The organism is Trichocoleus sp. FACHB-90 (assembly GCF_014695505.1).
GTDB classification, from domain to species: domain Bacteria; phylum Cyanobacteriota; class Cyanobacteriia; order Cyanobacteriales; family FACHB-T130; genus Funiculus; species Funiculus sociatus.
The window spans coordinates 1-13371 of the sequence record NZ_JACJOK010000036.1; the positions used below are offsets into that span (position 1 = coordinate 1).

Here is a 13371-nt window from a genome sequence, read left to right on the forward strand (position 1 = left end):
TCTGTAACTTATTACCATTGCTGGTCTTATCGTTATCGAAAGCTACTTGTGAAGCGTAATTCAAAGCGTCCCGATAAGCTAAAGAAACCTCACGCAGAGCGTCTTTTTGCTCTTGTGGGGTTTAATTTTAGCTTGGCGGTAATAACTTGCATTTTCTTCACGAGATAGTAGTCTTACCGTATCGCGTGAAAGTGATCATAGCAAGTACAGATATAGTATTTGTTCGTTCGTCGCACACCCCGTCGCCTGTCCTCCCGTTGGTCGAAATCGGCAATGGGGAGGAGCTTCCTCTCTCACCCGCATTCCTCCCGCCGCCAAAAACATTGCTACGCTCGTTTTATGGCGGGGGACTCCTGCGGTTTTAGTTGACAATCTGACTGTTTTTGCCTCCCCTATACCTACTTTTGCTCCGAAAAAAGACACTTATCTGAATCACACCCAGCAGGGCCAGCTTCCATTGAGTAGCCAGCATCGTAGCGACTTAAGGCAGCATGAAAATTTTCGTTCTGCCGTCGCAGTTCCACTTCTTGCTTGAACTGATCGTACTGCTGTTTTGTGATTGGCTCAAATGGCAAGCGCGGGAAGGTTTGGTGAGCATCGAAACGTGCCAAAAGTGCGGCTGAGATGTAGCCTTCATCATTTTGAATAGCTTGGTAAATGCTACTACCTAAAGCTTCTATCTCATGTTCGCGCAGCTCAATGGTGGCTGAGGTGTTGTGTCGCACAAAGAATTTTTGGACTTGCATATAGAAATCCATTTGCGCGATCGCGCTAAATTTGCCGATCTCGATTTGATCGGCACCTGGCAAATCAGCCCAAGGTACGGCGACGGGAATTTCCACCAGCCATTCCGTGCATCGGGGATCGAAGGGATCGTTCAAGAGATTGCCATTTTCATCTTTGTCAGACTGAGACGGAACGGCATTGTAACCGTAGTCGATACACGCCAAGGCTACAGGATCATTCTTTCTAAATGTGATGCGCCGCAGGAAACGTTGCGCCTTCGGGGGATGCCAACCAGGGGAAGCGCCTGTCAGTAAGGATTTCGTGCCAGAAGGCTGAACTGTGGTGCAACGGTTCGGGCGTTTTAGGGAATGGCGATCGCAATAATCCCACACGGTTCGATGCACAATTTCTCGCCAACGAGTTAAATATTCTTGCTCTTGTCGCTTAAACTCCAATCCTTCCACGGTGTCGGGTCGTCCAGCTTCCCACCACCGCAACCAATCCACGCCAAAAGCCATCACAAAAAAGTCGAACAATCCTGTAAAAGATACGCCGACAATTGGATCGAGTTCGCGTGACTTTCGGTAACGTTCTTCGACAAATTCGTGATTTAACAGTGAGGCTACTGATAATGCTGCTGCTGTGAAAGCTTCCTCTTGTTCTTTGTAGTTATGTGGGTCAATTTGATTGAGATGAATCTCTGAAAGATTACAGTTTCCTGTTAAAGAGTTGCCAAATACACCCTTATGCAACTCTGGCTCATTAAAGCAGAAAGTATCGTGTAGACCTGGTAATTCTTCTACACCCTTAATTACTTGCCATTTTCCTTTGTACTTAGCATTCGTTCCTTTGCTAACATCTAAACGTTGACAAGGAATATCGCCACATTCAGTTATTTGCAAGTAGTACAAATCCCGGCTTCTGACACCGTAATTTGTAATTGCTCCTTTGTGAGAGCAAAGATTAACTGATGAACGGATGCCACATTTTGTCAGGAGTAACTGCACTCGGTAGGCGCGGTCATAGTCTGAGATATAAATCCTGATGCCGTTGCTGGCTGTATTAGAACCATCGGTATCTGCTAAACCAGCAATAAAATGTAAAATTGCTTGACGGTTCCAACTAGCAATTGCATTTAGCGATTCTGGATTTGCCTTTAAGCTTTTTAGAAATTCTCCAGAGAAACCCAAGTCTGTTACATCGGTAAAAGCAGGCAAATAGTCATAGGTTCTTTCTGGAGATTTATTCCCTGATACGCATAAAGCTGCTTTGTGTTCGTAAAGCCTAACTTTAGCATTATCATTTGTGTCTGTAGTGCCATCTCCTACCGCTACCCCCAATGTGTAGGCGTAACTTGGAGCGACATTCAATCCGTCCTCATACTGAATTGTAAAAGGTTCTGTGTGGATGGCATATTGGCTGGTATCCATTAAATCTTTTGTTTGAACTTCTTTGTAAACCTTGCCAAAGCGATCCTTAACAAAAAACCGATGATACTCAGTGACATCTAGGTAAGAACCATCTCCAAACCGAACTCGATACAGTTTGCGATCGCTACCTGTCTTAAATGGTGCCACTTGACTCCATCGTTGCCCATTCCAAATTTCAACTTCAGAGCCTATTACATCTTTTATCTTGCCCATTCCGTCCCTGGTGATTAGCAGCGTGTCACCGCTAACGCAGTGAAAGTTAGAGCCAATTATCTCACCGCAAGGATTCAACCCAACACGAGCTAATCTATGCTCTATTTCCAAAGGATCTATGTTGGGGTAGTGTTCTAGTAACCAATCTTGAGCTTTTCCTTGGTCATAAGCTTTCAGAAAATCAGTTCTTAGTTGGGGTGAAAATAGTAAATCGCAGTTAGCTCTAGCTATAGCTTCTCCAGCCCATTGAATCGCGCCTTCACCGGAGTAATACTGTTTTCTAACAGCTTCTACACACTCTTCAAGAGTTGGTTTGTGGTGAAAAACTCGCGTGTGATTCGCCATTCTCAAAGCATCTCGATCTGGATCGATCCGCCAGTTGCCATTTTCATCCTGCTGCCAAAGATTGCCTTTAGCGCTGGCAAACAATTCATCATCGCTAATGCCTTGCCTCATGCCAGCTGACCTTCTCACATTGCCAGCTACTACGACTACTGCGGCTTCATCAATTAACAGACAGCATTCAACTGAGTTTAATTGTCGTCCTACAGCTTTATTCAAAATTGCCGCACAGCGTTCATAAAGTCCTGGTAACTTAACAGGATTAGCAACGCCTCCAAAGCCTTTAAGGGGTTCTCCAGCAGCACGAACATCACTCAAGTCAATTGATATGTTGACTTCTTCTGAAAATTGTTCATCCGTGGATAATTCCAACAATGTTTGATAAGATTTGACCCAACCTTGGCGACTGTCTCCCACATAAATAAGTACCTTATTGCCTTCCACCTGAACTTCTGTCTGTTCGCGCCGAAGGTGTGGCTGGGTGCTACCTACATCCCCTTGTATAGTTACAATCAGGCGATTGCGGATGGGTGGCAGTTGATTGATGTATTTTGGTTCGAGGACGGCACCTGTGCCACAGCCCATCATCGCCAGATCCATCATTAAGCCGAAGGCACGCCAATCCAGTACATTTGTACTGGTACAATTGTAAGCGCCGGAAAAGTTTTGTTGTTGCTCGATCCATTCACTACCGCCTACCCACAACCAGCGACCAGAAGGCAATGCTTTGAGCTGGAGCTGCATCCGTTCTAGTAGGGCTGTCTCTTCTGGGGTAAGCTTACCTAATTTGGTTAAACCACGGACGCTTCTGGCGCATACTTCTTCCCACGTCTCGCGCCCAGCTTCGGTGCGGCGGCTATACGTTCTAAAAAATACAGGTAAGCCTGCTGGTGCAGTTTCAGGAAATTTGCTATTTTGGCGTACTCGCTCAAGCTCTCGAACCATAAGTCAAGTCAGATTATCTTTGGGACTGATCGATAGATCAAGACTATACGCGATCGCTCATATGGGGTCAAAACTTGCCAAAATACATAAAATGCGCTATATGTAGGTTGCAGCCGGGACTAGCAACTAGATAAGAATTTTTTCCAATTCCCAATTCCTAATTCAAAATTACTTTAATGTCCCTTGCTCCGTGGCGATCGCCCTTAGCCAGTGCCTTACATCGCAATGACAGCCAGCCTCATTGCCGCTACTTGCAGTTAGCCACCGTTCGGGCTGATGGACGGCCTGCCAACCGTACTGTGGTATTTCGGGGATTTCTACCAGACACCAACCAACTGAAATTTGTCATAGATTCCCGCAGCCAGAAACCAGAGCAAATTGAGCATCAGCCTTGGGGAGAAGCTTGCTGGTACTTCACCAACACCCGCGAACAATTTCGCCTCGCAGGTAGGCTAACCCTGGTGCAACAAGAGCATCCCGACCCAGCCCTACAACAAGCACGTCAAACCACCTGGAAAGACCTCTCAGATGCCGCTCGCGTGCAATTTGCGTGGCCAGCGCCTCGCGAAACCAGAGCTGATGCCGCTGCCTTTTCGCCACCGCCACCCGCTCCAGCCCAACCACTAGCGAATTTTTGTCTACTACTCCTCGAACCCGTGCAGGTAGATCATTTAGAATTGCGAGGCGAACCGCAAAATCGGTGGCTATACAGCCTAGATTCGCAAATCTGGACTACTCAATCTGTGAATCCATAAAGCATTAGAAGGCAAAAAAACAATTTTTTTTGCCTTCTAACATTTGCCTTATTGATATTAGATACCAGCACCATCCAAGTATTGCTGAATCACCCCATCCTTGAGGCGACAACTGGGAGCCACGGCTGCTGGAGCATTCGATAAGTTATTTGCCGCCACCAATTGAGCAGGAGTTGACGCATGAGCAGGTTGTTGATTTTGTAGCTCTTGCAACTGTTGTTCCAGCGACTCTAGGCGGTCTACCAAAGCGCGAATCACCGCGGCTTCAGAATCGGGCAAACTTCCATGTTCCAGTGGATTCACCCGGACACCTGAGCGATAGACAATTCTACCTGGAACGCCGACCACCGTACAATCGGAAGGGACATCGCGCAAAACAACCGACCCAGCTCCGATGCGGACACTGTTGCCGATTTGAATATTACCCAGAACTTTAGCACCAGCACCCACCACGACATTTTCTCCTAGCGTGGGGTGACGCTTACCGCCCTCCTTGCCAGTACCGCCCAGAGTAGCACCCTGATAAATGAGAGCATAATCTCCCACAATCGCGGTTTCACCAATCACTACACCCATCCCGTGGTCAATAAAAACACTCCGTCCAATTACAGCACCGGGGTGAATTTCAATGCCAGTAAGAAAGCGAGCTAGTTGGGAAATCAATCGAGGGATGAAGGGAATTCCCAGGACGTATAGCCAATGAGCAAAGCGATGGAATACCAGCGCCTGCAAACCTGGATAGCAAAACAGAACCTCCAGCCAGTTGCGGGCGGCGGGGTCACGCTCGAAGATGATGCGAAAGTCAGCTATAAGCGTAGATAGCACAGGCGTTTACCAATTTTGGCAAAATAAACCATATCTATCATATCGTTCTCAGTGATTTTCCCGATCGGGGAAACCGAACCTAAAATTTTCCCTCGTTCCCAGGCATATACCCAGAGAACGAGGGAAAATTTTATCTTTTGCTTTTTACATAACAGGCTTTTACTTTTTAGACAAACCTGCCATTTGACTGTTTGCGGCGAATCCCAATCACTGAGGGACGTGGTGGCCCTTGAGGATTGCCCTCAATGTTGCTGGGCCAATTACTGCCACGAGGCACAGTGCGTCGTTGATTAAAGACGCTGGTTCCAGTCAAGTCCAGAATCTCGATATCTCGACTCAGGATTTGTTGGGGAGTGAATGGCACCTCTTCGCCGGGGTGCTGCACTGAAAGAATCAGCGTATCCCCAATGAATGTGGGGCCAGTCAGTTCGCAACGCGGTGGGCCATAGGCAAAGGGTACGACTGCGCCAGCATCAGGCCCAGCGGTGGGAATGAAGAATAACCAGTTATTGCCAAACACCCCAATCAAGTTAGAAGTTTCAACATTGAGATTAGAGTCAATCTGACTAGGCGAGTTAGCACCCACTACCCTATGGTCGATGTTTAAGGGAGTTGCGGCAGCACCAACATCAAAACCATTGTGGGCGCTAGTAGACATATCGGTGACACCCCAGATGTTACCTTGGCTGTCAAACGCTAAGTTATCCACATTGGCGAAACCATCTCCAGGGTTGGCTCCCACTTCCCCACCTTTAGCAAATCGCTGCCAGCGGAAGGTGGTACCCGTGCCATCGACGCTATCTTCAATAATCTTGAAAAGTTCCCCGGATGGCTGGGGCGCGTTAATGTCAGCGCTGTACTTAGAAACTACAAAGATCCGTGAGTCAGGATAGCCATCGCTGCCTGGAGCGCCGTCTGTGTAGGCGATGAACACTTCTCTGGGATTGCGTGGATTAACTTCTAGGTCTTCGGGACGAGCCGTCGGAGTTCCGCCAACCAAGTTAGCAGCTAAAAAGGCATCCACTAGCACAGCACCCTGGCTGGTGTAGAAATCTGATAGCTTCTTACCTCGATAACTGGGCAGAATTGTCGCTTCATTGGTTATGTCAACGCCCTGGAAGATACTACCTTGTGCAGGGTCTTGAGTGGGGCCGAAGCGTCGTATTGGGGTACGACCATTGCGGGTCGCTTTGCCCAATGCGGCAATTTCCCTTGAGGCAAGAACTGAGGGAGGAATTGGATTGGTGGCGGTATTTAATCTCAGCGGAATCCATTCACCCGTACCGTTAGGGTTGTAACGGGCAACGTACAGAGTGCCGTCTTCAAATAAGCGACTGTTGTTCTTATCAGTGGGAGAGCTAACTCTACCGGAACTGACAAATTTCCAAGTGTGACCTCCGCGTCGGTCATCACCCATGTAACCAATTAATTGTTTTCCAGCCTCAACCCGCATGGCAATATTTTCATGGCGGAAGCGACCTAAAGCGGTGTGTTTGCGGGGGCGGAAATTGGGGTCTGCTGGGTCAATTTCGACCATGTACCCATATTTTTCCCCGACGAAGCCAAAGGTCGCTCCGGTAGTGCCTGCAATATAACCTGTCTGCGTGCCGTTGGCGTTTACGGGTTCTGTTACTCCAACGAAGAAGGCGGTACTAGCTTGGAAGTTCTCTTCAGCAGATAGAATGGTTCCCCAAGGACTGGTGCCGCCAGAACAGTTGTATCCAGTGCCGATAATTTTGTTACCCAGTCCATCTGAACTCAGAGGGAAGACTTGAGTAGCGGCTGGCCCAGTGCCAATTAGGTAATTTTGATCCCCTTGCTGGTAGCTCTTGGAACCCCAGGATGTGACATTTTTATAGGCATCGGAACGTTGAGAGTTAATCCCTAAACCTGAAAGATGGTGGAGGCGTCGATTTTTGGGATCACGGACAACAGAAAAGCGTCCGCCACGGTCTGCACGGGCAATCCGGACAATAGAGCCACCCATGTTGTACAAAAATTCGCCCAAGAGTTCGATATTCGTTCTGTCACTCGGCAAATTTTGCCCAATAACCAAAGGGTACGATTCGGGGAATTGTGCTAAATCCTCTGAGCTGCCTGGAGCAGCAAGAGAAAATGGGTAGGAGACATATTCGTGGTTAACCCAAAGGTAGCCGTCGTTGGGGTTCCTACCATTGAGGGGAATAAAGCCGGTGTAGTCGTTGTTGTAACCAAAGTATTCTTCTTGGTTAGGGAAGACGCGATCGCCCCAGCGTACAATTACATAACGTTCATATTCCGGCGGCACTACAACGTCATCAAGAATGTTGTAAGTTCCTAATCTAGGATCTGCTGATTTATTTATTACGGTTCCCTGACCAATTGCCGTTGCGTAATAGCTGTTCTGCTCTGTGTAAATTGGCAAAGGATGTGGTAGACGCAATGGCGTAAATTTCAGAGGCTGTATTGCTTCAGCGATGCCTGAATCAAGCCCAAAAATTCTGTTTTCTACAGCAGGAGCTAGTACCGCAGCACCAGCACTGGCTCCAAAGAAAACAAGTAGTTGCCTCCGACTAAGCTTAGACATGAAAAACCCTCATTAAGGAATCGCAAGACTGGCGCACAAAAAATGCTGGGAACTTATAGTCAAGTCACAGCAATTATGTCAACCGCTAGTTAACACACCATTACCTAACAACATCGGTGTGGTTTGAGCTGGGATTAGGAATAATACCTACTGCGCGCTTTCCTTAACACAGGTGACGGCTCCCTCCACGCCCGACTGGTAAAAATCATTTGCGTGTTTACACGCACACCATAAATACTACTTACGTAAAATTAAGGTTCTTTAATCAGTTGGTTAATAAAAAATTAACAAGGCATTAAAGTTCTTAAGAAGCTTTCAAAATCAGAATTAAACATCAATTTAGAACTTCTTAACCTTCCATTAAAGCTTACTTAATGTTTAATGCTTTTAATCTAAGTACGTCAGTAAATATACTAGACTTAATTTGAGTCAAGCTGCTAAAAATTAGCAGTGGATAATGCGATCGCGTTTAAACCTAAGCAAATAAGGAGTAACAAATGAGGGGCATTACCTATTTTACTACACTTGCACTGTTTGCAAGTGTAGCTTTGCCTGATGCAGCAAATGCTGTAATTTTAAATGGCGGGTTTGAAGAAAGCTTCGGTAGTTGGCAAACCCTAGGCGACTACAGGATAGAAAATTCTGCTTTTGGCAGTGGAACAGTACAAGGAAATTCTCAAGCTTTTCTATCAACTGCTTACCGCGAAGTGATTGGTTTTGATGATAACTCAATTGAAATTTTTGGTGGGGATGCAGCGCCTGTCGCCTTCATTTCTGGCTTTGCTGAAGAATCTAGCTTAGAGGGATTCCTGGGTTTCTCAACATTTTTAGGAGATAAGTCTTTATATGATATTGCTACCGCAGAACCTATTGAGGGATCGGCAATAAAACAGACTTTTAGAGCAGGTTCTGGGCAGGTTTTATCTTTCTCTTGGAATTTTCTCACAAATGAGTCTGTTGGGGAAGTCGCTGTTGGTGATCTTACGTATCCTGACTTCAATGATTTTGCTTTCGTATCCCTAAAGTCAGACTCTGGCACCCAACTTTTCACCTTAGCGGATACAATTTCAGAATTCCAGAATTCTTCTACTAGCCTTGCTAAGGAGACTGGATTTAAGACTTTCTCTTACAAGATTCCAACTTCTGGGGAATATACATTAGGAATTGGGGTTGTGGATGTAGGAGAGCCAACACGTATTTCAGCTTTATTGATTGATAAGGCGCAAGTTGTTCCGGAAACTACACCTACGCTAGGTATGCTACTTTTTGGAGCTTTGGGAACAGTTTCGATGTTGAAGCGGGGTAAGAAAAAAACAGATTTTGTTTCTTAAATTTAGATTTTAACTGTTGTTGCCTGTTGTAGGGGTGTAATTAATTGCGCTCCTACTTTTTTATCGTTTCCAGGCTTTGATTATCGCAATGGCTGATAAAGTAAATTTATGTTGGTTTTCGCCAAGGTAGCTTTTTAATAAAGATAATGTTTCTAAAGGAGAGGAAAATGCTATATAAATAGTTATTTTGGGTTTCGCTGTTGCTCTACTCAACTTACAATTAACCAAACATTTTATGATAGAGGTGCTACTACAATTATCGCAAAGAATAAATGAGGCTATAGCCTTATCATTCGCATTCCCAGGTTCTAGCCTGGGAACGAGAAAGAAGTTAGCTTAATCATCTCGAAAGCCGGGATCGTCTTCGAGTCTGGTTCTACTTCGTATAGGAGCAATGTCTGTAGGTGAAACAGAAGAATCGTCAAAACCTAGCAGCAATCCAGAAGTAATAAAATATCGAGTCCAACGATGTATTCTAGGGTCTTGTTGCCAATCTGAACGAGAGACTCTTGAAAACAGAAGTGGGACAATTTGTCCTTTAACGTCGCCGAAAACTCGGAGATAAATTTGGGTAGTCTCAGGACTTTGTGATAATTCCTGGTCGATGGAAATAGTGGCTACGGTTTCTGCTTCTTCGACAACGTTTTCATAAGCTTGATTGGAGTTGGGGCTGAGGAAGAGATCAATTGTCGTAGGTTCAGATAAAGCTGGAGAAGCGATCGCGCCCAAACTACTTAAAATTGAAAATGTAGCTAAAATTCGCCAGATGCGGATAACCATTGCTTTTATTCATCATCAAGGTTTACACAGAGTAGCACTCTCAAGATTAAGGATTCAGTAAAGTTTGGTTAATTCTAAATAAAACTGTTGCTAATCTTTAAATCTGCCGAATGGGAATTTTAATGGCAAATTCTGTCCCCTTTCCAGGCGCACTAATGCAGTTCAATTCGCCTCCGTGCTTTTCGACAATAATTTGATAACTAATTGACAAACCAAGTCCAGTGCCTTTGCCTACTGGTTTGGTAGTAAAGAAGGGATTAAACAGTTGTTGTTTCATTGCTTGTGTCATCCCAGGCCCGTTGTCTGCAATCCGAATCACAACTTGATTGTTGTTTTGCACTTTGGTAGAAATCCGAATTGTGGGGATTGGGGACTGGGAAGAGTTTTTTCCAGTGCCTAATGCCCAGTCGCAAGTCTCCAGTTCCAAAGCATCAATGGCATTGGCGATCAGATTCATAAATACTTGGTTCAACTGTCCAGCGTAGCACTCTACCTGCGGCAGGTTACCGTATTCTTTTATTAGTTGAATGCCGGGATGATCCGTCTTAGCTTTCAGACGATTTTGCAGAATTAGTAGGGTGCTATCAATACCTTCGTGAATATCAACTGCCTTCATTTCTGCTTCATCCAGTCGCGAGAAATTACGCAGAGATAAGATAATTTGACGAATGCGTTCAGCACCGATTTTCATTGAAGACAGCATTTTGGGTAGGTCTTCGACGAGGAAATCTACATCGATTGCTTCTATCTCGTCTCGAATTTCCGCAGTGGGATTAGGATAGTTTTTGTTATAGAGATGTAGTAGGTTAAGCAGGTCTTGGATGTAATTATCAGTGTGAATCAGATTGCCGTAGATGAAGTTGACGGGGTTGTTAATTTCGTGGGCAATTCCAGCAACTAGCTGCCCTAAGCTAGACATTTTTTCGGTTTGCACGAGTTGGGCTTGGGTTTGCTGGAGTTCGTATAAAGTTTGTTCTAGTTTAGTTGCTTGTTCTTGGAATTGTCGGGCGGCGGTGCGGGTAGCGGCGTAGAGTTCGGCTTGGTTAATAGCGATCGCAAGGTTATCTGTAACGGCACAAAGCAGTTCTACTTCGGCATCGCTCCAAGCTCTCGGTGTAGAATTACTACAAATAATAACGCCGATAGTGCCTGAGAGAGTTTGAATTGGCAGCACCAACACCGAGGCATAGTTAAGAGAACGCATAAGTTCCTGCCAGACGCGATCGCTTTCTTTGTAGACATCATCCATCCGCAGTATTTCCAGATCCAACAGTTTTTCCGCGATTAACCCCACCACCGCCGCCGGGTAGTAACCCCTAGAATCGGGAAGATCCGGAAGTCGATCTTCCTTAATCACCTCCCAACCAGGTTCTTCTCTGTCATGGTAATACCAGGCGAAGCCACAGCGCTCAATCTGCAATAAGCTGCGGATTTCTTGCACTGTTGTTTCCAGAACTGTATCCAGGTTGAGAGTGTTGCGAATTTGGGTAGTGATACGGTTTAGCAAATTTTCCCGGTTGGCTTTTTCTCTCAGCCGTACTTCCGATTGTCGTAGTGCTTCCTCAGCAGCTTTGCTTTGATTAATATTAGTCATAGTGCCGATATAGCTTTTCAATCCCTCTGACCCGATTTCAGCTGCTGCTTGAGCTAAAACCCAAGTTACCAACCCATCGGCTCGAATCAGCCGAAACTCGGATTGAAAAGGTAAATTATCTGTTACTGCTTGATGCCATTCGGAATATACGCGATCGCGATCGTCAGGATGTAGGGCTTTTATCCAGCCTTCTCCCAGTGTTCCTTCTTTCGTAAGTCCAGTAATGTCACGCCATTGCTGGTTAGCATACACAGAGTTTCCTCGCGCATCTGTGCGAAATATCACTACTGGGGACAATTTAGCTAATATTTGATATCGTTGTTCGCTTGAGCGCAGTGCATCTTCAGTGGCTTTGCGTTCTGTGATGTCTGTAATCAAATCATCCCCAAAGTACCCAAATACTCACCTTGTGAGTCTAAGATGGGTTTTGTGGAAACAATTGCCCACATAGGAGAGCCATCTTTGCGAGTGAATTTGAAATCATGGTTTTCCTTAATGCCTTGGCGACGACGTTCCACATTGGCGGATGCGATCGCCTTTCCCTCATCATCCATAAAATCAAATAGCGACTTATCCTGCATTTCTTGGGCGCTGTAGCCCAACATTTCTGCCATTCTGGGATTGACAAAGCTGGTCTTGTTATCACTGTCAATAATCCAAACGCCTTCTAAGCTCGTTTCAATAATGCGACGATAACGCTCCTCAGATTCTCTCAATGCAATCTCTGTCTGATTGCGTTCAGCGACCTCGGCTTTTAAACGATTAATGGCATTTTTTAAGATATTTGTACGTTCTTCTACTCTGATTTCTAAGGCTTCATTCGACTGTTTCAAAGCTGCTTCTGCTATTTGGCGCTCTGTAATATCGAGAATAACAGCTAAAAATACTGATTCTCCATTTTGTACAATTAGTTGTAGGTGTACTTCTACTGGATAGAAACTGCCATCAGCACGCTGGTGGACTGTTTGAAACTGTAGTTTTTCTTGCTCGTGTTGCAGCAAAGGTGCAATCAAGTTACAAAAAAAAGCTTCATCTAGTTCTGGATCGATGTCAAGGGGTGTAAGAGTTTGCATCTTTTCCAGAGAATAGCCTAAGTTGCGCCTAGCACCCGCGTTAACATACTGAAAGCGAAGAGTTTTGGCATTAACAATATAAATTTCGTTTAAGCTTGCTTCAACTGCATTTAACAGTAACAAACGTTCAGCTTCAGTTTGCTTGCGATCGCTAATATCAACACAGGAACCAATGTAACCCCCAAAGCTGCCATCCGGTAGAAACCGAGGCGTTCCTGTATCCCAAATCCAGCGGTACTCGCCATCAGCACGCAAAAGGCGATATTCCATCTGGAATTTTTCACGGGCATCAAAGGCTGTAATATAAATATCTAAACAATGCTGCAAATCCTCTGGATGAACGCCTTCCGCCCAGCCATTACCCATTTCTTGTTCTATTGTTCGCCCGGTAAAATCTAGCCAGACTTGATTAAAGTAATAATAGAGTTTGTCAGTGCCAGATAACCAAATCATTACGGGGGCGGTATCTGCTACAATCCGAAATAGTTCTTCGTCCCGTAAAGGCGTTTGTATTAGCTGTTGCTCAGTGTTCTGTACTTTTAGATCCTGGCTAGTCATTTTGGGAAGTAAGTTGGGTTTGATTTGACTATACTGGCATTTTAAGCATTAATTTCTGAATATAATAGGTCATGTATAAAGTCTCTATACAATTGCGAGTAATACGGGGTGCAGCGATCGCGATCGCACACCGGATGTCAGTATTTCTATAGGATATGCAACAAAAGGCTATATCCCGTTTGGCAAATTGCTCCAGATGCTTCACTACGCTTGCACCCACTAGGCATGACAGC

General features: G+C 45.3%; 10 protein-coding genes and 1 pseudogene. 2 read left to right on the forward strand and 9 right to left on the reverse strand.

What is annotated here, in order from left to right; all coding sequences use genetic code 11:
• The 3 genes and pseudogenes from H6F74_RS30975 to nrdJ all read right to left on the reverse strand — a co-directional run.
• Positions 1-152 (reverse strand): annotated as a pseudogene (locus tag H6F74_RS30975) (RNA-guided endonuclease TnpB family protein); the annotation flags it as partial.
• 43 nt (positions 153-195) lie between these two features.
• Positions 196-372, reverse strand: a complete 177-nt coding sequence (locus H6F74_RS10610) for a hypothetical protein (RefSeq protein WP_190440360.1) — start codon at positions 370-372, stop codon at positions 196-198.
• A 26-nt stretch (positions 373-398) separates the two neighbouring features.
• Positions 399-3656, reverse strand: coding sequence for a ribonucleoside-triphosphate reductase, adenosylcobalamin-dependent (gene nrdJ / locus H6F74_RS10615; RefSeq protein ID WP_190440363.1), 3258 nt, complete (start codon positions 3654-3656; stop codon positions 399-401).
• A gap of 176 nt (positions 3657-3832) precedes the next feature.
• Between nrdJ and H6F74_RS10620 the strand changes: the two genes are divergently transcribed.
• Positions 3833-4411, forward strand: a complete 579-nt coding sequence (locus tag H6F74_RS10620) for an Npun_F5749 family FMN-dependent PPOX-type flavoprotein (RefSeq protein ID WP_190440366.1) — start codon at positions 3833-3835, stop codon at positions 4409-4411.
• Between the two features lie 57 nt (positions 4412-4468).
• Here H6F74_RS10620 and cysE read toward each other — a convergent pair whose 3' ends face one another.
• Positions 4469-5236 (reverse strand): serine O-acetyltransferase, encoded by a 768-nt coding sequence (gene cysE, locus H6F74_RS10625; protein WP_190440369.1) that lies wholly within the window; start codon positions 5234-5236, stop codon positions 4469-4471.
• Positions 5237-5402: 166 nt separating this feature from the next.
• Positions 5403-7802 carry a PhoX family phosphatase gene (locus H6F74_RS10630; protein ID WP_190440372.1) on the reverse strand — a complete coding sequence of 800 codons (2400 nt, stop codon included), beginning with the start codon at positions 7800-7802 and terminating at the stop codon, positions 5403-5405.
• Between the two features lie 497 nt (positions 7803-8299).
• On the opposite strand from H6F74_RS10630, the gene H6F74_RS10635 reads away from it, so the two are divergent.
• The gene (locus tag H6F74_RS10635) at positions 8300-9133 is read left to right on the forward strand and encodes a hypothetical protein (RefSeq protein WP_190440376.1); all 834 of its coding nucleotides are present in this window, start codon (positions 8300-8302) and stop codon (positions 9131-9133) included.
• Positions 9134-9469: 336 nt separating this feature from the next.
• Here the strand turns inward: H6F74_RS10635 and H6F74_RS10640 are convergent, their stop codons facing one another.
• The 4 genes from H6F74_RS10640 to H6F74_RS10655 all read right to left on the reverse strand — a co-directional run bounded on the left by H6F74_RS10640 (position 9470) and on the right by H6F74_RS10655 (position 13358).
• Positions 9470-9913 (reverse strand): hypothetical protein, encoded by a 444-nt coding sequence (locus tag H6F74_RS10640; RefSeq protein WP_190440379.1) that lies wholly within the window; start codon positions 9911-9913, stop codon positions 9470-9472.
• Positions 9914-10010: 97 nt separating this feature from the next.
• The gene (locus H6F74_RS10645) at positions 10011-11885 is read right to left on the reverse strand and encodes an ATP-binding protein (RefSeq protein WP_190440381.1); all 1875 of its coding nucleotides are present in this window, start codon (positions 11883-11885) and stop codon (positions 10011-10013) included.
• Complete coding sequence (locus H6F74_RS10650; protein WP_190440384.1) at positions 11882-13138, reverse strand: PAS domain S-box protein; 1257 nt, start codon at positions 13136-13138, stop codon at positions 11882-11884. Before H6F74_RS10650 ends, H6F74_RS10645 begins: the two co-directional genes overlap by 4 nt.
• Positions 13139-13166: 28 nt before the next feature.
• A complete protein-coding gene (locus H6F74_RS10655) occupies positions 13167-13358 on the reverse strand; it encodes a hypothetical protein (RefSeq protein ID WP_190440386.1) in 192 nt (63 codons plus the stop codon).
• Positions 13359-13371: the final 13 nt, after the last annotated feature.